This window comes from Euryhalocaulis caribicus (assembly GCF_000412185.1).
Lineage (GTDB): Bacteria > Pseudomonadota > Alphaproteobacteria > Caulobacterales > Maricaulaceae > Euryhalocaulis > Euryhalocaulis caribicus.
Genome location: NZ_ASJA01000008.1, coordinates 115,541 through 136,261 on the forward strand (window position 1 = coordinate 115,541; position 20,721 = coordinate 136,261).

General features: G+C 64.1%; 17 protein-coding genes. 10 read left to right on the top strand and 7 right to left on the bottom strand.

Annotation, left to right across the window (positions count from 1 at the left end; genetic code table 11):
* The first annotated feature begins 87 nt into the window (after positions 1-87).
* From L338_RS08600 to L338_RS08615, 4 genes are all read left to right on the top strand, one after another.
* The gene (locus L338_RS08600; protein WP_022697970.1) at positions 88-426 is read left to right on the top strand and encodes a YegP family protein; all 339 of its coding nucleotides are present in this window, start codon (positions 88-90) and stop codon (positions 424-426) included.
* 222 nt (positions 427-648) lie between these two features.
* On the top strand, positions 649-1,848 hold the full coding sequence (locus tag L338_RS08605; RefSeq protein ID WP_022697971.1) for an acyl-CoA dehydrogenase: 1,200 nt from the start codon (positions 649-651) through the stop codon (positions 1,846-1,848).
* 24 nt (positions 1,849-1,872) lie between these two features.
* Positions 1,873-3,483, top strand: a complete 1,611-nt coding sequence (locus tag L338_RS08610; protein WP_022697972.1) for an amidohydrolase family protein — start codon at positions 1,873-1,875, stop codon at positions 3,481-3,483.
* Positions 3,484-3,624: 141 nt separating this feature from the next.
* Complete coding sequence (locus L338_RS08615) at positions 3,625-5,004, top strand: class II 3-deoxy-7-phosphoheptulonate synthase (RefSeq protein WP_022697973.1); 1,380 nt, start codon at positions 3,625-3,627, stop codon at positions 5,002-5,004.
* Positions 5,005-5,095: 91 nt separating this feature from the next.
* Here the strand turns inward: L338_RS08615 and L338_RS08620 are convergent, their stop codons facing one another.
* From L338_RS08620 to L338_RS08635, 4 genes are all read right to left on the bottom strand, one after another.
* A complete protein-coding gene (locus L338_RS08620; protein ID WP_022697974.1) occupies positions 5,096-5,362 on the bottom strand; it encodes an HU family DNA-binding protein in 267 nt (88 codons plus the stop codon).
* Positions 5,363-5,900: 538 nt separating this feature from the next.
* Entirely contained in the window at positions 5,901-6,659 is a 759-nt protein-coding gene (locus L338_RS08625) for a hypothetical protein (RefSeq protein WP_022697975.1), read from the bottom strand.
* On the bottom strand, positions 6,652-7,674 hold the full coding sequence (locus L338_RS08630) for an NADP-dependent oxidoreductase (protein ID WP_022697976.1): 1,023 nt from the start codon (positions 7,672-7,674) through the stop codon (positions 6,652-6,654). Before L338_RS08630 ends, L338_RS08625 begins: the two co-directional genes overlap by 8 nt.
* The gene (locus L338_RS08635) at positions 7,671-8,465 is read right to left on the bottom strand and encodes a hypothetical protein (protein WP_022697977.1); all 795 of its coding nucleotides are present in this window, start codon (positions 8,463-8,465) and stop codon (positions 7,671-7,673) included. Before L338_RS08635 ends, L338_RS08630 begins: the two co-directional genes overlap by 4 nt.
* A 207-nt stretch (positions 8,466-8,672) precedes the next feature.
* Here L338_RS08635 and L338_RS08640 point away from each other — a divergent pair, with 207 nt between their 5' ends.
* Positions 8,673-9,602, top strand: coding sequence for a Gfo/Idh/MocA family protein (locus L338_RS08640; RefSeq protein WP_022697978.1), 930 nt, complete (start codon positions 8,673-8,675; stop codon positions 9,600-9,602).
* A gap of 5 nt (positions 9,603-9,607) precedes the next feature.
* Complete coding sequence (locus L338_RS08645; protein ID WP_022697979.1) at positions 9,608-10,765, top strand: DegT/DnrJ/EryC1/StrS family aminotransferase; 1,158 nt, start codon at positions 9,608-9,610, stop codon at positions 10,763-10,765.
* On the opposite strand, the gene L338_RS08650 is transcribed toward L338_RS08645, so the two are convergent.
* Positions 10,762-12,576 carry an FAD-dependent oxidoreductase gene (locus tag L338_RS08650; protein WP_206740811.1) on the bottom strand — a complete coding sequence of 605 codons (1,815 nt, stop codon included), beginning with the start codon at positions 12,574-12,576 and terminating at the stop codon, positions 10,762-10,764. The two genes, L338_RS08645 and L338_RS08650, sit on opposite strands and share 4 nt — an antisense overlap.
* Between L338_RS08650 and L338_RS08655 the strand changes: the two genes are divergently transcribed.
* A complete protein-coding gene (locus L338_RS08655; RefSeq protein WP_022697981.1) occupies positions 12,575-14,257 on the top strand; it encodes an NAD+ synthase in 1,683 nt (560 codons plus the stop codon). The two genes, L338_RS08650 and L338_RS08655, sit on opposite strands and share 2 nt — an antisense overlap.
* Positions 14,258-14,262: 5 nt before the next feature.
* Entirely contained in the window at positions 14,263-15,597 is a 1,335-nt protein-coding gene (gltX, locus tag L338_RS08660; protein ID WP_022697982.1) for a glutamate--tRNA ligase, read from the top strand.
* Here gltX and L338_RS08665 read toward each other — a convergent pair.
* Positions 15,594-16,178: an LOG family protein gene (locus tag L338_RS08665; protein ID WP_022697983.1), complete on the bottom strand. Its 585-nt coding sequence runs from the start codon at positions 16,176-16,178 to the stop codon at positions 15,594-15,596. The genes gltX and L338_RS08665 overlap by 4 nt on opposite strands.
* Before the next feature lie 132 nt (positions 16,179-16,310).
* On the opposite strand from L338_RS08665, the gene L338_RS08670 reads away from it, so the two are divergent.
* Positions 16,311-17,258 carry a LysM peptidoglycan-binding domain-containing protein gene (locus tag L338_RS08670; RefSeq protein ID WP_022697984.1) on the top strand — a complete coding sequence of 316 codons (948 nt, stop codon included), beginning with the start codon at positions 16,311-16,313 and terminating at the stop codon, positions 17,256-17,258.
* Between the two features lie 42 nt (positions 17,259-17,300).
* Positions 17,301-19,145 carry an ABCB family ABC transporter ATP-binding protein/permease gene (locus tag L338_RS08675; RefSeq protein ID WP_022697985.1) on the top strand — a complete coding sequence of 615 codons (1,845 nt, stop codon included), beginning with the start codon at positions 17,301-17,303 and terminating at the stop codon, positions 19,143-19,145.
* Positions 19,146-19,209: 64 nt separating this feature from the next.
* Here L338_RS08675 and L338_RS08680 read toward each other — a convergent pair whose 3' ends face one another.
* Positions 19,210-20,601, bottom strand: a complete 1,392-nt coding sequence (locus L338_RS08680; RefSeq protein WP_022697986.1) for a calcium-binding protein — start codon at positions 20,599-20,601, stop codon at positions 19,210-19,212.
* Between the last annotated feature and the right edge of the window lie 120 nt (positions 20,602-20,721).

Here is a 20,721-nt window from a genome sequence, read left to right on the forward strand (position 1 = left end):
CACGCGCCTGCGCTTGGCCCCGGCGCTGCGATGGTGTTTGCTTTCACCCTGATCCTTCCAGCGCAAATAACAGGAGACGCCAGAACCATGAGCGGCAAATTCGAAATCAAGAAGGCCAAGGACGGCCAGTTCTTTTTCAACCTGAAAGCGGGCAATGGCGAAATTGTCGGCACGTCAGAGATGTACAAGGCAAAATCCAGCGCCGAGAACGGCATCGAGTCGGTCAAGAAAAACGCCGCGAACGAGGCCCGGTTCGAGACGTTCGAGGGCAAGAACGGTCAGTGGTATTTCCGCCTGAAAGCGGGCAATGGCGAACCCATCCTGGCCAGTCAGGGCTATTCCAGCGAAAGCGGCGCGAAGGATGGCTGCGGCGCCGTGGCGCGGGCGGCCGATGGCGCGGCGACGGCGGATAATTCCGGCGGCTAACCGCGATTACCGCCCTTGCGCCGGGAGGTAAAAGGGCGGCAATTTACGCAGAATCGAAAGACGCGCGTTCCTGTGAGCGCGCGTCTTTCGAGCATTTTATGCGTTCAGTTTTCCGCCTGCATGGTCTTCCCGACTATGCTGGGTTAAATCCTGTTTTCACGACAACAGACGATCCGCCGGCGGCCCCGCTGTGCGGACCGCATCGCCAGAACGAGACCGCTCATGCCCGACGCCCGCCAGCCTTCCGCCGAGACGATCAGCTTTGACTGGGCCGATCCCCTGCATCTGGACCGCCAGCTTTCCGAAGAGGAGCGCATGGTGGGCGAAACGGCGCGCTCTTACGCGCAGGACAAGCTGATGCCGCGCATCCTCACGGCCAACCGGGAGGAGCGGTTTGATCGTGAGATCATGACCGAGATGGGGGAGCTGGGCCTGCTGGGCGCGACAGTGTCCGAGCAATATGGCGGGGCGGGCCTCAACCATGTCTGTTACGGCCTGATCGCGCGGGAGGTGGAGCGCGTCGATAGCGGCTATCGCTCGGCGATGAGCGTGCAGTCCTCTCTGGTGATGTACCCGATCGAGGCGTTCGGGACCGATGCCGTGAAGGATAAATGGCTGCCGAAGCTGGCCAGCGGCGAGGCGGTGGGCTGTTTCGGGCTGACCGAGCCCGATGGCGGCTCCGACCCCGGCGCGATGCGCACAAGGGCAGAGAAGGTCGAGGGCGGCTACAAGCTGAACGGCTCGAAAATGTGGATCACCAACTCGCCCATCGCGGACGTGGCGGTGGTCTGGGCCAAGCTGGACGGCAAGATCCGCGGCTTCGTGGTGGAGCGCGGCATGGACGGGTTCAAGACCCCGGTCATTGAAGGGAAAATGTCCCTGAAAGCCTCCATCACCGGCGAGATCGCGCTGGAAGACTGTGTGGTGCCGGAGGAGAATCTGTTCCCGGATGTCACCGGGCTTCGCGGGCCGTTCTCCTGCCTGAACAAGGCGCGCTACGGCATTTCATGGGGCGCGATGGGCGCGGCGGAATATTGCTGGATGGCGGCGCGGGAATATGCGCTGGACCGCGTGGTGTTCGGCAAGCCGATCGCCGGCACGCAGCTGGTCCAGAAGAAGCTGGCCGACATGCAGACCGAAATCGCGATCGGCTTTCAGGGCGCGCTGCAGCTGGGCCGCCTTCTGGATGAGGGCGCCTATGTGCCTGAAGCGATTTCCATGATGAAGCGGAATAATTGCGGCAAGGCGCTGGATATCGCCCGTCAGGCTCGCGACATTCACGGCGGCAACGGCATCGCCGACGAGTATCACGTGATCCGCCACATGGTGAATCTGGAGACCGTGAACACCTATGAAGGCACGCACGACATCCACGCCTTGATCCTGGGCCGCGCCCAGACGGGGATTCAGGCTTTCGCCTGACGTAAAAATAAAGACGGGGGAGACATGAAACATTTCACGAAAGGGCTGTGCGCCCTGACCGCGCTGCTGGCCGTTGCCGGTAGCGCGCTGGCGCAATCGGACGCCGATGTTCCGGACCGCACGGACGGGGACGGGCCGTATGACCGGCTGGTGCTGCGCGGCGGCTATCTGATCGACGGGTCGGGGGCGCCGACACAGGGGCCGGTCGATATTGTGATCGAGAATGACCGCATCGCCGAAGTGCGCGTCGTCGGCGCGCCGAAACTCGATATCGATGCGGAGCGCCGCCCGGCCGCGGGCACGCGCGAGATCGATGTTTCCGGCAAATATATCCTGCCCGGTTTCGTGAACCTTCACTCTCACATCCACACGCTGCAGGACGGGCAGGGGACGCCGCCGGACTATATTTTCAAGCTGCACCTGGCGCACGGCATCACCACGATCCGCGAGGTCGCCAATTCCAAGCCGACCGCCTGGCTGGCCGATCTCCGCGAGCGCAGCGAGCGGGACGAGATTGCCGCGCCGCGCATCTATCCCTTCACCGCTTTCTCGCCCAGCGAAAGCAACCCGCTGAACACGCCGGAGCAGGCGCGTGAATTCATCCGCGACATCAAGCGCGATGGCGGGGTGGGCGTGAAATTCTTCGGCGCGCCCGAGGAAATTCTCTGGGCGGCGCTGGACGAGGCGGGCAAGCAGGGCCTGCGCACCACCATGCATCACGCCCAGCTGGCCGTGACCCACGCCAACGTGCTGGACACGTCCGGGCACGGGCTGAACAGCATGGAGCACTGGTACGGCCTGCCCGAGGCAATGTTCGACGATCAGGTGATCCAGAATTATTCGCCGGACTATATCTATCAGGACGAGCAGAACCGTTTTGGCGAGGCCGGCAAGCTGTGGACGCAGGCCGCCGATCCCTACAGTGAACGCTGGGAAGAGGTGATGGAAACGCTGCTGGAGCGCGATTTCGGCATCATCCCCACCTTCACCATCTACAGCGCCAGCCGCGACTGGATGCGTTCGCGCAACGCCGACTGGCATGATGACTACACGCTGCCGTCGCTGTGGGATTTCTTCCGGCCGGACCGGCACGCCCACGGCTCCTACTGGTTCGACTGGGGCACGGAGGAAGAGGTCGCCTGGCGCGAGAATTTCGACCTCTGGATGACCTTCATCAACGAGTACAAGAATCGCGGCGGCAAGGTCGGGGTCGGCTCGGACGCCGGCTATATCTACCAGACCTATGGCTTCGGCTATATTCAGGAGATGGAGATGCTGCGCGAGGCCGGCTTCCACCCGCTGGAGGTTCTGCGCGCCGCCACCCAGACCGGCGCCGAAATCATCGGCGCGCAGGAGGAGATCGGCACGGTGCAGGTCGGCAAGAAGGCGGACCTGGTGATCGTGGCCGAAAACCCGCTGGCGAACCTGAAGGTTCTCTACGGCACCGGCCATATCAAGCTGAACGACGAGACGGGCGAGGTGGTCCGCGTGGGCGGGGTCGAAACCACCATCAAGAACGGCGTGGTCTATGACGCCGCGGCCCTCCGCGCCGATATCCGCGCGATGGTCGCTGATGCGAAATCCGAACGCGGCCTGCCCGAAGGGCCGATGCCGATTGTGACGCAGAGCGAGTAGCCTTCGCGGCAAGCGTTTTTCATGCGCCGTCCGGAAACAGCCGGGCGGCGCAATTTTTTTGCGCGTTCCACGGATCAAAAGGACGCAGAGGCAGCGTTCCACTCTAGCCATACCGCGCTGCAGCAAATATTATCCACAGCTATGGAAAGCTGGAGCCCCCATAGCTGGCGTGAAAAGCCGGCCAAGCACATCCCGGACGATTATCCCGATCCGGACCATCTGGCGCGTGTGGAGGACGAGCTGAGCCGCCGCCCGCCGCTGGTGTTTGCGGGCGAGGCGCGGCGCCTCAAAAAGGCGCTGGGCAAGGTCGTCGATGGCCGCGCCTTCGTGCTGCAGGGCGGCGACTGCGCCGAGAGCTTCGCCGAATTCCATCCCGACGTGATCCGCGACACGTTCCGCGTGCTGATGCAGATGGCCGTGGTGCTGACCTTCGCCGGCGGCAAGCCGGTGGTGAAGGTGGGCCGCATGGCCGGGCAGTTCGCCAAGCCGCGCTCCTCCGCCACCGAAACAATTGATGGGGTGACGCTGCCGTCCTATCGCGGCGATTCCGTCAATGACATGGCGTTCACGCCGGAGGGCCGCACGCCGGACCCGGAGCGCCTGATGCGGGCCTACGGGCAGTCGGCTTCAACGCTGAACCTGTTGCGCGCGCTCTCCATGGGTGGCTTTGCGGACCTGCAGAACGTGCATCGCTGGACGCTGGACTTCCTCTCCGGCAGTCCGCAGCACGCGCGCTACGCCGCCATCGCCGACCGTATCAGCGAGGCGCTGGAGTTCATGGAAGCCTGCGGGGTGTCGGCGACGGATAATCCGGAACTGACCCAGACAGAATTCTATACCTCTCACGAGGCGCTGTTCCTTCATTACGAGGAAGCCCTGACCCGGCAGGATTCCGTCAGCGAGGGGTGGTACGACACCTCCGCCCACCTGCTGTGGATCGGCGACCGCACGCGCCAGCCGGACGGCGCGCATGTGGAGTTCCTGCGCGGCGTGCAGAACCCGGTGGGCATGAAATGCGGGCCCACCCTGCACCCGGACGAACTGATGCAGCTTCTCGACCGTCTGAATCCGCTGAACGAGCCGGGGCGCATCGTGCTCTATGGCCGCTTCGGCGCCGACAAGGTGACCGAGCATCTGCCCGCCCTGATGCGCGCCACGCGCGACGAGGGACGCCATGTCGTGTGGTCCTGCGACCCGATGCACGGCAACACCTTCAAGACCGATAACGGCTTCAAGACGCGCGCGCTCGACCGCATCCTGAGCGAGGTCAAAGGCTTCCTCGACGTGGCGCGCGCCGAAGGCGTGGCGCCCGGCGGGGTGCATTTCGAGATGACCGGCCAGAACGTCACCGAATGCCTGGGCGGCGCCAAGGCGGTGACGGAAGCCGATCTGGGCAGCCGCTATCACACCCATTGCGACCCGCGCCTGAACGCCGATCAGGCGCTGGAGCTGGCCTTCCTGATTTCCGAAAATCTGGGCGAGGCCCGGCGCAGCGAGAAAGCGCCCAGAGCCGCCGAATAGGCAGAGACTGAAAAGCGGGACAAGAAAAAAGGCGCGTCCCTGCGGACGCGCCTTTTCCCTAAAGGATAAACCTTTTGAAGCCGCTTGAGACCTAGAGGTCTTTCAGCGTCGAGCCGGCCTTGAAGGCGCCGGACGTCTTGGCCGGGATCTTGACCGTTTCGCCGGTGCGCGGGTTGCGGCCTTCGCGGGCCTTGCGGTCCTTCGCGACGAAGGTGCCGAAGCCGGCGATGGCGACTTGCTCGCGCTTTTTCAGGGCGCCCGTGACGGTGTCGACAAACGCGTCCACGGCGCGGCCGGCATCGGCCTGGGTCAGGTCGGCTTGATCAGCGACGGCTTTGACCAGTTCGGATTTGTTCATGGGTTATCCCCCCAACTTGTTTTGAGAGCGCGCCGCCAGGATGGAGGCGCTGATGCCCTTATATTGCGTCGAGACACCGGGGGGAGGGCAAGCAAAAAATCTTGTAAAAAGAGAATCGGGCCATCGACCGGAAGCGCTGTGATTTCAACGGATCGAAGTCTATCCCGCGATGCAGAACCGGTCATGAAACCTTGTGGACGCCGCGTCTCCGGGGCGGCGGTAAAATTAGAAAAAAAGACCAAGTCACTGATATCGCTGGAAAACCGGATTTTCGACTTTGGCCGCGCTATTTCGCTAAAATTTTCAGGATTCCCTTTCATTACGCCGATTTCGGGCGTCCGGCCCGTCATTTGGCGCCGCTGAAAGGGCCGCTCCGGAACTGCAATCGGTCTCAAAGAAACCCGCGCCGGGGCCGGATTTTCCGCGAAAAGGACGTGTCCCGCCGTCCTTGCCGCGCTTTTTCCCGGCAGAATCATGCCCGCCGATTCTGTGGGAATGGCGGGGGATTCGGGACGGCGGACGCGAACCGGCCGCTGATTCAGGCCGGGGTGTTCTGCAGGATCGCGACGGCCAGGGCGGCATACATGGCTGCCGTGCTGGCCAGAATATTCAGAAGGATCGTCGCGCCGCCAATGGCCGCGGTCTTCCCGGCCATCCCCGCCCAGCCGTGATGATAGAGGCCGGCCCCGCCGCGGGCGAAGGTGCTCATGAAAACCGCATAGGTGCTGAACGCCAGAAGGATGGCCGCCGGATTTCCGGAATTGGCCATCAGGTACGGCATGATCAGAATATTGGGAATGGTCATGGAAACAGTGATCGCCGCCAGCGTCTGCAATTGACGCGACAGCCGGATGCCCCGCGCAAACGCGCGCAGCAGAAAAATCACCGGAAGCATCGCCAGCGCGCTGACCGGAACGGTCAGCAGGGAGACCCAGGATTCGAAATCATTGATCACCCCGGCATAGTCGCCGGAGGCTTCGGTGATCATGGTTCTGACGGAGCCATCGCCCCGCGCGTCGGCGTCCACCATCACCCGGCCCATGCCCCCGCCCAGCAAGGTGGAGAACAGCAGCACGCCGACGCTGGTGATCCAGAGCCGGAAGGCGGAGCCATATTCCTCGCGGGAGCCGGCGGCCATGGCGCGCAGAACGCGCCGCGGCCGACAGTAGATGTCGCGGATCATTTTGAGATCTCGCAGGCCAAGACCCGCGAAATCCTCGATCAGCTCGGACAGTTCGCGGCCGAGCGGCGGCGCGTCGCGCGGTACGTCCGCGGCGCGCCGGTCCGGATCAGCCATCGTCCTCGCCAAGCTTGACCAGCATCTTGCCCGTCTTCTCGCCAGAGAACAGGCGCAGGAAGGCGTCAGGGGCGTTGTCGATCCCCTCGACCACGGTTTCCTGCCACTGGACCTTGCCGTCCTTGATCCACCCGGCGAGGTCGCGGATGAACTCCGGATAGACATCGAAATGGTCGGACACGATGAAGCCTTGCAGCAGCAGCTTGCGCTGGATGATGCGGAAGAGGTTGGGCGGGCCGGGTTCCGGCTTTTCGGCGTTATAGCCGGAGATCATGCCGCAGACCGGGATGCGGCCATGTTCGTTCATGTTCTCCAGGGCCGCGATCAGGTGATCGCCGCCGACATTCTCGAAATACACGTCCACGCCGTCCGGCGCCGCCTCGCGCACGGCTTTCACCAGATTGCCGGCGGTCTTGTAATTGATCGCCTTGTCGACGCCGCGGCTTTCCAGCCATTCGCATTTCTCGTCAGACCCGGCCGTGCCGACCACGCGGCAGCCCTTGATCTTGGCGATCTGGGAGACGATGGAGCCGACCGCGCCCGCGGCGGCGGAAACGAATACCGTTTCGCCTTCCTTGGGCTGGCCGATCTTCAGCAGGCCGTAATAAGCGGTCAGGCCGGTGAGGCCCGCGATATGCAGCGGCGCGTGCAGGGGCAGGCCCTGCGTATCCACCTTGTTCAGCGCGGAGCCGGGCGCGTTGAAAATTTCCCGCCAGCCCATCATCGACTGGACATGGTCGCCGGGCGCGAAATTCGGATCGCCGGAATCCACCACGACGCCGATCGCGCCGCCTTCCAGCGCCTTGCCCATCTGGAACGCGGAAATGTAATGCTTGGGATCGTCGATCATGCGGGCGCGCATATAGGGATCGACGCTCATCCACAGATTGCGGACGCGGACCTCGCCTTCTCCGGGCGCGGCCACCTGGGTCTCGGCGACTTCGAAATTGTCAGCGGTAGGGGCGCCTTGCGGCCGGCCGGCCAGGCGAATTTCCTTGGAAGCGAGCGTGCTCACGATGTCTGTCCTTCGTCGGGTGTTTCTGTATCGGCCGCCGACTGTTCGGCGATCTGGGCGATATGAAGGGCTTCAAAAAAGCCAAGACCGGTTTCCCGTTTCATCCCGAATGAAATCATCGAGTAGGCAACCGAGGTCGTAATTACGATGGAGGGTACGACCAGAATTGCAAGTACGCTGACGCGGATTACCAGCCCCGCCGCGGACGTGGCGTAGAAACGCCGGAACAGCGGGATCAGGTATCCGAGGAACACCGGGATAGCCGCGACCGACGCCCACAGCGCAGCCATGCTGGCGTCTGCAATGGGCAGGACGCCAATCAGCAGGAAGGGGAACATCCAAAGGAAGCCCGCATTGGTGGCGAGAAGATAGAGCTTTACGTGCGCGCTCAGCTTCATCGCGGGACGAAACAGCTTCATCGCCACGACATAGACCACCGACCCGGTCAGGGCGGCGGGCCAGACGGAATAGTTGTACCAGTCGCGCACCACGTCATTGGCGGCCGAAAGACTGGAGCCCTCGGCCTGCAGCCGGTCGGAAACGGCCTGGAGCCCGCTCTCGGATAGGATCACCGCCTGCAGCGACACCAGATCGAAAATCTTGAATATGGAAAGCAGAAGCAACTGGAAGCCGAACAGCGCGATAAACAGCTTGATCTGGGGCGTGTAGACGTCGTTGCCGTCTTCCAGTTCGGCCTCGGCGACACGGACAGGGTGGAGCAGCATGTCCTTGATCGTTTTACCGATCTTGAAGTCGACGCCGAACACGGCCTCGAAAATTTCGTCTATCATTGCCCCGATGCCCCGATTCCGCGCCTGAATCTTCCACCCTCCAGCGAGTATAGGAAGGCGGGTGCAAGACGGCGAAATAAAAATTTAGCGGTCATTGGCCCGTCCATCTGCCAGAGAGGCGTCCAATAGAACTGATTCACTCTGTGACGGCGCTGTCACACTGTGGATAGCCTTGTGAAACATTTGTGAACAAGCCGAAAGAAGCCTGTGGATAAACTGTTACAATGCGGCGTTATCGGCGCCGGGGTCTTCGGGACCTTTCACACGCGCAAATATCAGGGCCGTGACCGGGCCGCGCTGGTTGGCGTCTATGACGCGGACATCGACCGCGCCCGCACGGCTGTCAGTGAAGCGGACGGCGCGCGCGCCTTCGACGACCTCTCCGCGCTGCTTGAAGTCTGTGACGCCGTCACGATCGCCAGCCCGGCCACGCTCCACGGCGAACAGGCGCTTGCTGCGCTGAAAGCCGGCTGTCACGTACTGGTCGAAAAGCCGCTGGCGATTTCAGCTGAAGCGGCGGACCGGTGCGTGCGAGAGGCCGAGGCCCGCCAGCTGGTGCTTCAGGTCGGCCATCAGGAACGCTTTGTTTTCGACGCCATGGGCGTGTTCGACGTGCAGGAAATTCCGGAGCGCATCTATGCCCGCCGCTTCGGCCCGTTCTCCGACCGCGGCGCGGACGTGTCCGTGACGATGGATCTGATGATCCATGACCTGGATCTGGCGTTGCGTCTGGCCGATTGCCCGGCCGTCAGCATCGCCGGCGAGACGCGCTCCGAGCGCACGGACAATGCCGATTACAGCCACGCGGAAATCGTGTTCGAGAACGGCATGGTGGCGGAGCTGGAGGCCAGCCGTCTGGCCGAAGATCGCGACCGCGTAATGCGCATCGAATACCCGTCCGGCGTCTTGAATGTCGATTTCGTCGCCAAGACGTTCGACAACGGCACCCCGTTTGATCTTAACGCGGATTTCGCCAGCGACCCGAAAGCGGCGGATTCCCTTGGCGCGAATGTCAGCGCCTTCATCGACTCCATTCTGGATGGCGCGCCCGTCGCCATTCCGGGCCGTCAGGCGCTGGACGCCGTGCGGCTCGCCGAAATTATCGACGCGGACAAGACCGCGCTCAGCGAGGACTAGACCCCATGGACCGACAAACCGGCGATTCCGGCACGCTGCCGCCCATCAATTTCTTCGACCTGCAGGCGCAACAGGCGCGCCTGCGCACGCGCATCGAACAGCGATTTTCCAACATTCTGGACCACGGCCAGTACATCAACGGCCCCGAAGTGGCTGAACTGGAAGCCGCGCTGGCCAAGCATACCGGCGCCAAGGATGCGGTGGCTGTCGGTTCCGGCACGCAGGCGCTGGTCATGCCTCTGATCGCGATGGGGCTGGGCCATGGCGACGCGGTTTTCCTGCCGGCCTTCACCTATAACGCCACGGCCAACGCCGTGCTGCTGGCTTCAGCCACGCCGGTCTTTGTCGATGTCGACCCCGATACGTTCAACATGGACCCGGAAAATTTCGCCAAGCGGATCGAGGACATCAAGAAACGCCGGAACCTGCGGCCGCGCGCGGTGATCCCGGTCGACCTGTTCGGCACGCCCGCCGACTATCCCGCGATCATGGAAATCGCCGAGGCCAATAATATCCAGGTCCTGGCCGACGCCGCGCAGAGCTTTGGCGGCAGGCAGGGCAATAGATGGGTCGGCTCGATCGCGCCGGTGACGGCGACCAGCTTCTATCCCTCCAAGGCGCTGGGCGGATATGGCGACGGCGGCGCCGTGCTCTGCGACGATCCGGAGATGGCGGACATGCTGCGCTCCATCCGCTGGCACGGCACCGGCTCAGACCGGAAGGATTCCGTCCGGGTCGGCATCAATGGCCGGCTGGATTCCATCCAGTGCGCCATTGTCGCCGAAAAGCTCACCATCTTTGACGATGAACTGACGCGCCGGAAGGAAATCGCCGCGATTTATGAAAGCCGTCTGAAAGGTCTCTGCCGCCTGCAGGCGCGCCCGGACAACACCGAAAGCGGCTACGGCCTGTTCACGGTGGCGGTGGAAAAGGACCGTGACGGCGTGCGCGCGCGGATGCAGGAGCAGGGCGTGCCGACGGCGATCTATTACATGAACCCGCTGCACAAGATGCCGGCCTTCAGCGAATTCCCGTCCTCTGACGGCCTGCCAGTGTGCGAGGCGCTGGCCGATCAGGTGATTTCCCTGCCGATGCACGCCTATCTGTCGGACGCGCAGGCGCACTTTGTCTGCGATGCTTTTGAGAAGGCGCTGAAAGGCTAGGCGGCGGGTCCGGCGTGCAGCGCCTTGTGCACGTCGCTGACCACGACGGACCCTTCGCCCACCGCGCTGGCGACGCGCTTCACCGACCCGGTGCGCACGTCGCCGACCGCATAGACGCGCGGCCAGCTGGTCTCATAGCGTGAAGGCATCCGGTCCAGCGACCAGCCGGCGCGCACCAGTTCCAGATTGGCAAGATCGGATCCGGTCTTCAGGAAGCCCTTGCCGTCCCGCGCCACCGCGTCCGGCAGCCAGGCGGTAAACGGCGCCGCGCCGATAAACAGGAAGACGAAGGGCGTCTCCAGGACGGCTCCGGGCCGCCCGCCGGTCCGTGTTTCGATGCCGACCAGACGGTCGTCCTCCATGTCCGCCCCGTCCACGCCGTTCAGCGCGCCGATTTCGGTTTCCGGGTGCAGCACAACATTCGGCGTCTCCTCCAGCCGCCGCACCAGATATTCCGACATGGTTTCGCGAATATCCGCGCGGCGATACAGGACATGAACCTTGCTGGCGTGGTTGGAGAGATAGACCGCGCCCTGACCGGCGGAATTTCCCGCGCCGACAATGGCGACCTCCGCTTCGGCGCAGAGCTGCGCCTCCATCGGCGTGGCGCCGTAATAAATTCCGCGCCCCTCGAACCGCTCCAGATTATCAACCCCTAGGCGGCGATATTGCGCCCCCGTGGCGATGATCACCGCGCGCGCTTTCAGCGCCCGCCCGTCCGCCAGTCTCAGACAGTAATTATCGTCAAGTTTTTCCAGCGCCGCGGCCTTGGCGGTGGACGCGATGCGCGCACCGAATTTCTGCGCCTGAAGCGAGGCCCGCTCGGCCAGCTCGCGCCCGGAAACGCCGGTCGGGAAGCCCAGATAATTCTCGATCTTGGAGGATGTGCCCGCCTGACCGCCCGGGCCGTCAGTATCCAGCGTCAGCACGGACAGGCCCTCCGACGCGGCATAGACCGAGGCGGCCAGTCCGCCGGGCCCCGCGCCCACCACAATCACGTCCGCGCAGGCGCCGTCCGGAAGCAGGTCCAGCCCGAAAAATTCGCTAAGCGCGGCGATATCTGGTTTCCGTAAAACCCCTGAAGATCCATGCAGGACGACAGGACAATCGGCGCGGGTCAGGCCACGCGCCTCCATCACGCTGGCGGCCAGCGGGTCGGAATCGATATCCAGCCAGACATGGGCGAGGCTGTGCCGCTGCAACAAATCGCGGATCGCGAAGACGTCGCGGTCATAGCGCGCGCCGATCACCACGATGGCGGCATTGCCCGATTCCCGCGCCCATTCGCGCCGCGCGGCGAAGGCGCGCACAAAAATATCGGACAGGGCGGAATTCTCGACCAGCAGGCGCTGGAAGTTCTCGCGCGGGATGTGCAGGACGTCTCCCGCCTTGGCCATGGTTCCCGTCGCGATCACCGTCTGACCCGTCAGCACGGACATATCGCCGGGAAACTGGCCCGGCGTCATCCAGCCCACGCGGCGCGCTTCGCCATGCTCATGGATATGCACGTCCAGCTGTCCGGACAGCACCACCATGCAATCAATGGCGCGCTCGCCCTCCTTGATGACGGCTTCGCCTTCGGCATGCGCGCGCACTTCCCCATAGGCGCGCAGCATGGCGATCTCGTCGTCCGAAAACGTGTAGTTGATATCGGCGGGCGGCGTGGCCATGGACGGCGTCTCCTGAATGGGCGGGCCGCTCGGTCGCGCGGCGCGATCTGCATAGTTAGGAGTTACGCTGTCCTCGGCAAGCGCCATGCGGTCATGCGCGCCCTTGTGGGACGGGGGCGGGACGGCTAACTCACCCATCATGAGCGACAGCCTGAAAATCGCCTCCGCCCAGACCAATTCGGTCGTGGGCGATATCGCCGGAAACGCCGCCCGCATCCGCGCCGCCCGCAAGCGCGCGGCGGAGGCCGGCGCCGACATCGTGGTGTTCCCGGAGATGACGCTGCTGGGCTATCCTCCGGAAGATCTCGTCCAGAAGCCCAGCGCGGTGGCGGAGTGCGAGGCCTACGCGAAACTGCTGGTCAGCGAGACCGGCGATGGCGGACCCGCGATCCTGTTCGGAACGCCCTGGCGGCGCGGCGACAAGCTGCATAACGCCGCGATCCTGGCGGATGCCGGTGATATCGCCGGCATGCATTTCAAGGTGCGCCTGCCCAATTACGGCATCTTCGACGAGGAACGCGTCTTCGATGAAGGCCCGTCGCCCGAACCGTTCGAATTTCGCGGCCATCTTGTCGGCGCGCCGATCTGCGAGGACTTGTGGGTCGAAGGCGTGGCGCGCACGCTGAAAGAACGCGGCGCGACGCTGCTCTTTTCCCCCAATGGCTCGCCCTGGCGGCGCACCATCACGCTGGAGCGCAAGGAGGCGATCTGCGACCGGCTAGAGGCCGCAGGCCTGCCCATCATCTATGTGAACCAGGTTGGCGGTCAGGATGAGCTGGTCTTCGACGGCGGCTCTTTCTCCCTGAACGGGGAGGGGGAATTCGTCCAGATCCTCAATAATTTCGAGGAAGATTTCGACCTCGCCACATGGACGCGAAAGGGCGAGGCCTGGACCTGCGAGTCCGCTCGCGTCGCCACGCCATCGGAAGGGGAGGAAGCGGAATGGCGCGCCATGATGCTGGGCCTGTCCGACTATATCGACAAGAACGGCTTTCCCGGCGTGCTGATCGGTCTTTCGGGCGGTATCGACTCGGCCATCTCCGCCGCAGTGGCGGTGGACGCGCTGGGGCCCGATCGCGTGCACTGCGTGATGATGCCGTCGAAATTCACCTCCCAGGCCAGCCTGGATGACGCGGCCGAGGCGGCGCGGGCGATGGGATGCCGGCTCGACATGATCCCGATCAATCCGGCGGTCGAAACGGTCGATCACATGCTGGACCCGTTCTTCGCGGACCATTCGCGCGATACGACCGAGGAAAATATCCAGTCCCGCCTGCGCGGCCTGCTCCTCATGGCGCTGTCCAACAAGTTCGGGAAGATGGTCCTGACCACAGGGAACAAGTCGGAGGTCGCGGTCGGCTACGCCACGCTCTATGGCGATATGTGCGGCGGCTTCAACGTGCTGAAGGACCTCTACAAGACCGAGGTTTTCAAGCTGGCCCGCTGGCGCAATACGGCCCTGCCGCGCGGCGCCAGGGGCAATGAAGGGGAAGTCATCCCCAAGGCCATTATCGACAAACCCCCGACGGCCGAGCTACGCCCCGACCAGAAGGACGAGGATTCCCTGCCGCCCTACGAGGTGCTGGACGATATCCTCTACAGCCTTGTGGAGCGGGAAGAGGACGTGGACGACATTGTCGCCCGGGGCTATGACGCGGAGACGGTCCGCAAGGTCGAGCATCTTCTCTATATCGCCGAGTACAAGCGCCGTCAGGCCGCGCCGGGCATCAAGATCGGAACCAAGATTTTCGGCCGCGACCGCCGCTACCCCATCACCAACAAGTATCGGGACAAGCCCGATCCAGAAATTCCGGAAGTTTGAAGTTTATGAGCGTCGTTGTCCGTTTCGCGCCCAGCCCCACCGGCAAGATCCATGTCGGCAATGTCCGCACGGCCCTGCAGAACTATCTGTTCGCCAAGGGGCAGGGCGGTCATTTCCTGCTGCGCATCGACGACACCGATACGGAGCGCTCGACTAAAGAATATGAGGCGGGGATCGAGAAGGACCTCGCCTGGCTGGGCATGCAGTGGGATTCCAAGGAAAACCAGTCGGATCGCTTCGCGCGCTATGACGCCGCCGCCGAGGCGTTGAAGGCCGCCGGCCTGCTTTACCCGGCCTATGAGACGGGCGAGGAGCTGGACCGCCAGCGCAAGCTGCGCCGGGCGCAGGGCCTGCCGCCGGTCTATGACCGCTCCGCCCTGAAGCTCACCGACGCCGACCGCGAGAAGCTGGAGGCCGAGGGCCGCAAGCCGCACTGGCGCTTCAAGCTGAGCCAGGAAACGGTGGAGTGGGAAGACCAGGTGCGCGGCCATCAGACCATCGACACGGCCTCGCTCTCCGACCCCGTCCTGATCCGCGCCGACGGCACTTATCTTTATACGCTCCCCAGCGTCGTGGACGATATCGAGCTGAAGGTGACGCATGTCATCCGGGGCGAGGATCACGTCACAAATTCCGCGGCGCAGGCGGAGATTTTCCGCGCGCTGGGCGCGGAAGTCCCGCACTACGCCCACACCCCGCTTCTGGTCGGGGCCGACGGCTCCAAACTCTCCAAGCGTCTCGGCACGCTGGCGGTTTCCGAACTGCGAGAAGAGGGGATCGAGGCGATGGCGATCAATTCCCTGCTCGCCAAGCTCGGCACGTCCGACCCGGCCGAGCCGCGCATGACGATGGACGCGCTCATCAAGGAGTTCTCGTTCGAGAAGATCGGCCGCGCCCCGGCGCGCTTCGATCCGGCCGAGTTGCGCCACATCAATGCCCGCATCCTGCACGAAACGTCCTATGCGGAGGTGAAAGACCGGCTGGAGGCGCTCGGCGTAACCGGCGGCGAGCCGCTGTGGAACGCGGTGCGCGCCAATGTCGAGACGCTGAACGACATGAAAACCTGGCAGGACATCATCGACGGCCCCGTGACACCGGAGATCGAGGATGCCGGCTTCGCGGAAGAGGCCGCCAAACTGCTGCCCGGGACGCTCGACGATTCAAGCTGGGGCGACTGGACCAATGCGGTGAAAGAGGCGACGGGCCGCAAGGGCCGCGACCTCTTCATGCCGCTGCGCAAGGCGCTCCTGGGGCAGGCGCAGGGGCCTGAAATGGGCCCAGTGCTGGCGCTGATCGGGCGGGAGAAAGCGGCGGCGCGCTTGAAGGGTCAGAAAGTCTAGACCGGGATCTTCCCCGCCAGCAGGCCGAAATCGCGGGCGCTCTGTATCACCATGTCGAGCGCCTCTTTCGCGTTGCCGGCATGCAGGATGATTTCGCGGAATTCCGGCGGGGTGAAATTCTCCTCCACCTGATGATCCAGCAGCGTCAGCAGCGGCGCCCAGTAGTCATTTTCCGACAGGAAGGCGACCGGCTTGCGGTGCAGGCCCAGCCTGATCCAGCTCAGCGTCTCGATCACTTCTTCCAGCGTGCCGATGCCGCCGGGCAGCACGATAAAGGCGTCCGACTCGTCGAACATCATCTGCTTGCGTTCGTGCATGGTCTCCACGACCCGATGTTCGATGGCCGTATAGACGCCTTCGCGCTCGGTCAGGAAGCGCGGGATGACGCCCAGCACCTCGCCCCCGGCCTCGTGCGCGGCGTGGGCGGACGCGCCCATCAGGCCCACCTGGCCGCCGCCATAGACCATGCGGATGCCGCGGCCGGCGATTTCCGCGCCCAGCTCCCGCGAAAGCCGGAAATAGGCCTCGTCCACCGTGTTCGAAGAGCCACAATAGACGCAAACCGACCTCAATTCGGCCATCTCATTTTCCTTTGATCATTGCCACGGGCGGTTGGAGCGCCAAGATTCATCCTTGAGTGCAAACCATAGCCGCGCCGCCTTGCGCTTTCGAGCGCAGCGGCTGAATGAAAACCCGCACTCGGGAGGTCCGCCATGCGCGTTGTCATATCCGCCATCATCATCCTCGCCGCCATCGCCGCGGCGGTGTTCTTTCTCTATCCCCGCGGCGGGGACGCCCCCGCGCCGCAATTAAGCGAGGCCCCGGCGGAGCAGCAGGCGGAGCCGGGCGACTATCCCCCGCCGACTTTCGACATAGTGCGCGTCGACGCCAATGGCGTGACAGTGGCGGCGGGCCGGGCGGAGCCGGGCTCGGTCATTTCCCTGCTGCGCGACGGCGAGACGATTGCCGAGGCGCGCGCCGACCAGAACGGCGAGTGGGTGCTGACCCTGACAGAGCCGCTGCAACCGGGCTCTGCGGAGCTTTCACTGGTCGCCACGACTCCCGAGGGAGTCGCCGTGCAGTCTGAGCAGACGGTCGTGATTTCCGTGCCGGAAGCCGGCGGAGCGCCGCTGATCGTGCTGGGCGAACCGGGCGAGGCCAGCCGCGTGCTGCAAGGCCCGCTTTCCCAGGCCGGGGCCGGGGAGTTGCACCTCCAGACCGTGGACTACGGCGCTGGCGGGCAGGTGATCTTCGCCGGACAGGCAGAGCCGGGCACGACGGTCCGCGTGCTGGCCAATGAGGCGGAACTGGGCACGGCCGAAGTGAACGAAAACGGCCAGTGGAGCCTTTCGGCGGACGTTTCCCTGCCGCCGGGCGTCTATGATCTGCAGATCGAGCAGCTGGACGCCGACGGTAATGTGATGGCCATCATAGTCCTGCCGTTCGAGCGGGCCTCGCAGGAGGACATCAACCGCTCGGGCGACCGCGTGGTGGTCCAGCCCGGAAACAGCCTGTGGCGCATCGCCCGGGACGTTTATGGCGAGGGCCTGCGCTACACGGTGATCTACGACGCCAACGCCCAGCAAATCCGCGATCCGGATCTGATCTATCCGGGACAGGTGTTCGACGTTCCGGAAGGGGACGAAGATTCCGGCGAATAACGGGGTGGCGCCGCAGGCCATGCGCCCCATTTAAGGGAACGCATGGCTAACGGACACGCCCCCTCCAGCGATACCGACATCCCCTCCGCCGAAGGCGGCGTGAGTCTGGCCATGCGCCGGCTTACGGAGATCCTGCTGTCTGACGAGATGCGCCGCTGGCGACCGCTGATGGCGCTGGCGCTGGCCCTGACCGTGGTGGCCAAGCTGTTCACCGTGGCTTCGCCGGTCTTCTTCGGAAACGCGATCAACAGCATATCGGACGGCGCGGCGGCCGCCGCCTTTGGCGGGTTTGCGCTGGCCATCGGCGCATACGCCGTCTCCCGTTGGGCCGGGGTCGGCCTGCCGCAGGCCCGCGACATGTTCTTCGCCCGCGTCAGCCAGGACGCCCAGCGCATCATGGCGGTGCGCACGTTCGGCCATGTCCACGGCCTGTCCCTACGCTTCCACCAGACCAAGCGCACCGGGGCGCTCAACCGCATCATTGATCGCGGCGCCCGGGCCATCGACTTCCTGATCCGCTTTCTGGTTTTCAATATCGCGCCGACCCTGGTGGAGCTGGCGCTGGCGGCGGGCGTTCTGGCGATCCGCTATCACTGGGGTTTTGCCGTCGTCGCCGTGGCGACCGTTGGCGCCTACGCCGCCGTCACCTTTTCCATGACCGAATGGCGGGTGCGCCTGCGCCGCGTGATGAACGATGCGGATAACGAGGCCAGCGGGCAGGCCGTCGATTCCTTCGTCAATTTCGAGACTGTGAAAGCCTTCGCGGCCGAACGGCGGGAAGCCGAACGCTTCGACGGCACCATGCGCGTATACGCGGACGCGGCGGCGAAAACCCAGGCCTCGCTCGGCGTTCTGAACGGCGCGCAGGCCATCGTCATGAATCTGGGTCTCGCGGCGATGGCGCTGCTGGCCGGCTGGTTCGCCATTCAGGGCCGGCTGCAGCCCGGCGACGTTGCCGCGGTGGTTATGATCCTGATGAACATCTACGCGCCCCTGAACGTCCTCGGCTGGGCCTATCGCGAGATCAAACAGTCCGCCGTGGACATGGAGCGCATGTTCGGCGTGCTGAATTTACAGCCCGATGTCGCCGATCGTGAAGACGCCCGGCCGCTGAGCGTTCCGCAAGGCCGCGTCGCGTTTGAGGACGTGACATTCACCCATGACGGCCGAAGCTCCGGCGTGAAGGGCGTGGATATGGAGGCCCCGCCCGGCGCCTTTATCGGTCTTGCGGGCGCTTCCGGCTCCGGCAAATCGACGCTGCTGCGCCTGCTGTTCCGCTTTTACGACCCGTCCAGCGGCCGCATCGTCATCGACGGTCAGGATATACGCGACGTCACGCAGGAATCCCTGCGATCCCGGCTCGGCCTGGTGCCGCAGGAAGTGGTGCTGTTCAACGACACGCTGCGCGCAAATGTCGCCTACGCCAATCCGGAAGCCGACGACGCCGCAATCGTACGCGCGCTGGAGCGCGCCCAGCTGGGCGAATTCCTGCGCCGCCTGCCGGACGGGCTGGAAACGCGCGTTGGCGAACGCGGCCTGAAACTGTCCGGCGGCGAAAAGCAGCGGGTGGGCGTGGCGCGGGTTATCCTCCGCGATCCCGCCATCCTGGTGCTGGACGAGGCGACGGCGTCTCTGGACTCTGAGACGGAAAAGGACGTGCAGGCGGCCCTTTCGGAGGCCTCGCGCGGACGCACGACAATCGCGGTGGCGCACCGCCTGTCCACGATTGCCGGCGCGGACCGGATTTATGTCCTGGATGAGGGCGCGCTGGTCGAAAGCGGAACCCATGCCGAATTGATCGGGCGGGGCGGCCGCTACGCCGCCATGTGGCGGCGGCAGGCCGACGCCGGCTCGATGGTCGATTCTCAAAGCGATACGGCGCTGTGATCTAAAATGAAAAAGGGCCTCTCCAAAGAGAGGCCCTTCAACAAGTTCCGTAAGATGCGGGGGCTTACAGAACGATATTGCCGGCGTTCGGAATTTCACCCGCCAAGCCAAAGATGGTCAGGTCGGCGATTGTATCGCCGTTGGTGTCCGCAAAGATGGTCCAGGTCGACGCGCCGGTGACCGAGATAACCAGTTCGCCCGCCGTGCCCGTGAAGGCCGTTACAACGGTGAAGGCCTGATCGCCCGGCGTCGTGTCGTCCGCGTCAATGGCCGACACGTCGATGAAATCCTCGTCTTCGTCGAAGAAGGCGATCAGGTCGGCCGAAACCAGGACCGGACCGTTGGATTCAGCCGCGGAGGTATAGACGAAAGTGTCCGCGTCATCGCCGCCGACCATGGAGTCGCCGCCGAGGCCGCCATAGATCATGTCGTCGCCGTCGCCGCCATATATGATGTCGTTGCCGGAGCCGCCGAACAGGGTGTCATTGCCCGATCCCGCGACCGGGAAGAAACCGAAAAAGGTGTTGCCCTGATCACCATCGATAATGTCGTTGCCTGCGCCGCCATAGATGACGTCAGTGCCGGAAGAGCCATAGATAAAATCACTGCCGGTGCCGCCAAATACCAGGTCGTTGCCGCCCTGGGCTTGCAGGCTATCCGCGCCGCCGCCGCCGAAGACCGTGTCCACGCCGCCGCCGGCATAGACCAGATCAGGGGCTGCGCCGCCATAAATCAGGTCCAGTCCGCCGCCGCCATTGATGGTGTCGGACCCGCTACCGCCACTAAGCAGGTCGTTCCCCGCGCCGCCATAGATAAGGTCGCCGCCGGACAGGCCGTAGAAAGTGTCGTTGCCGGTGTTGCCGAAGAAGAAATCGCTGGCCGTGGAGCCGACAAAGATTTCAACGTCGAACAGGGCGATGCGTCCGCCAACCGTGCCTTGAGCCGTGGCGGAGCCATTGGCGTTGATTACGAAGACATAGCCGCCGGAGGAGGAGTTGGCGAAGGTCGCCAGATCCGTGCCGTCGCCGCCGAACACGATGTCCGCGCCGTCATTGCCGAAAAAGACAAACGTGTCATTCCCACCTTCGCCCAGCAGTCGGTCGGAGGCGTTGCCGCCGATGATTACATCCGCGCCGCCACCGCCAAATACGATGTCCGCGCCGGCGTTGCCGACCAGCGTATCGGCGCCCGCGCCGCCGCTGATGAAGTCGCGTCCTGCGCCGCCATAGACCAGATCGGACCCGTCCTCGCCCCACAGCAGGTCGCCCGCGGCGCCGCCATAGATCGTGTCATTGCCCGTGCCGCCATAGATATTATCGGCGCCGGACTGACCATAGATCAGGTCCGCGCTGCCATTGCCAAAGATCTCGTCCGGGCCGGAGCCGCCATAAATGACGTCAGGGTTCGCTGTGCCTTGGATCCGGTCAATGCCGGTTGTGCCAGGAATAAGAGCCACAGGAAAACTCCTTGGATTTCAGACTGATTTTTGGCCTTTTACAGCCCAATACTACGCCGAAACGCGCACATGCGCCACTACAAAAATTAATGAGACATAAAAGAAGGGCCCTCCAGCGGG

What these genes read in the sequence shown, in the direction of transcription:
- L338_RS08635 (WP_022697977.1), bottom strand. Translation starts at nt 8,465, where the DNA reads ATGATAGACGAAATTTTCGAGGCCGTGTTCGGCGTCGACTTCAAGATC.
- L338_RS08600 (WP_022697970.1), top strand. Translation starts at nt 88, where the DNA reads ATGAGCGGCAAATTCGAAATCAAGAAGGCCAAGGACGGCCAGTTCTTT.
- L338_RS08625 (WP_022697975.1), bottom strand. Translation starts at nt 6,659, where the DNA reads ATGGCTGATCCGGACCGGCGCGCCGCGGACGTACCGCGCGACGCGCCG.
- L338_RS08665 (WP_022697983.1), bottom strand. Translation starts at nt 16,178, where the DNA reads ATGGCCGAATTGAGGTCGGTTTGCGTCTATTGTGGCTCTTCGAACACG.
- L338_RS08620 (WP_022697974.1), bottom strand. Translation starts at nt 5,362, where the DNA reads ATGAACAAATCCGAACTGGTCAAAGCCGTCGCTGATCAAGCCGACCTG.
- L338_RS08605 (WP_022697971.1), top strand. Translation starts at nt 649, where the DNA reads ATGCCCGACGCCCGCCAGCCTTCCGCCGAGACGATCAGCTTTGACTGG.
- L338_RS08675 (WP_022697985.1), top strand. Translation starts at nt 17,301, where the DNA reads ATGGCTAACGGACACGCCCCCTCCAGCGATACCGACATCCCCTCCGCC.
- L338_RS08650 (WP_206740811.1), bottom strand. Translation starts at nt 12,576, where the DNA reads ATGATGGGTGAGTTAGCCGTCCCGCCCCCGTCCCACAAGGGCGCGCAT.
- gltX (WP_022697982.1), top strand. Translation starts at nt 14,263, where the DNA reads ATGAGCGTCGTTGTCCGTTTCGCGCCCAGCCCCACCGGCAAGATCCAT.
- L338_RS08655 (WP_022697981.1), top strand. Translation starts at nt 12,575, where the DNA reads ATGAGCGACAGCCTGAAAATCGCCTCCGCCCAGACCAATTCGGTCGTG.
- L338_RS08645 (WP_022697979.1), top strand. Translation starts at nt 9,608, where the DNA reads ATGGACCGACAAACCGGCGATTCCGGCACGCTGCCGCCCATCAATTTC.
- L338_RS08615 (WP_022697973.1), top strand. Translation starts at nt 3,625, where the DNA reads ATGGAAAGCTGGAGCCCCCATAGCTGGCGTGAAAAGCCGGCCAAGCAC.
- L338_RS08610 (WP_022697972.1), top strand. Translation starts at nt 1,873, where the DNA reads ATGAAACATTTCACGAAAGGGCTGTGCGCCCTGACCGCGCTGCTGGCC.
- L338_RS08670 (WP_022697984.1), top strand. Translation starts at nt 16,311, where the DNA reads ATGCGCGTTGTCATATCCGCCATCATCATCCTCGCCGCCATCGCCGCG.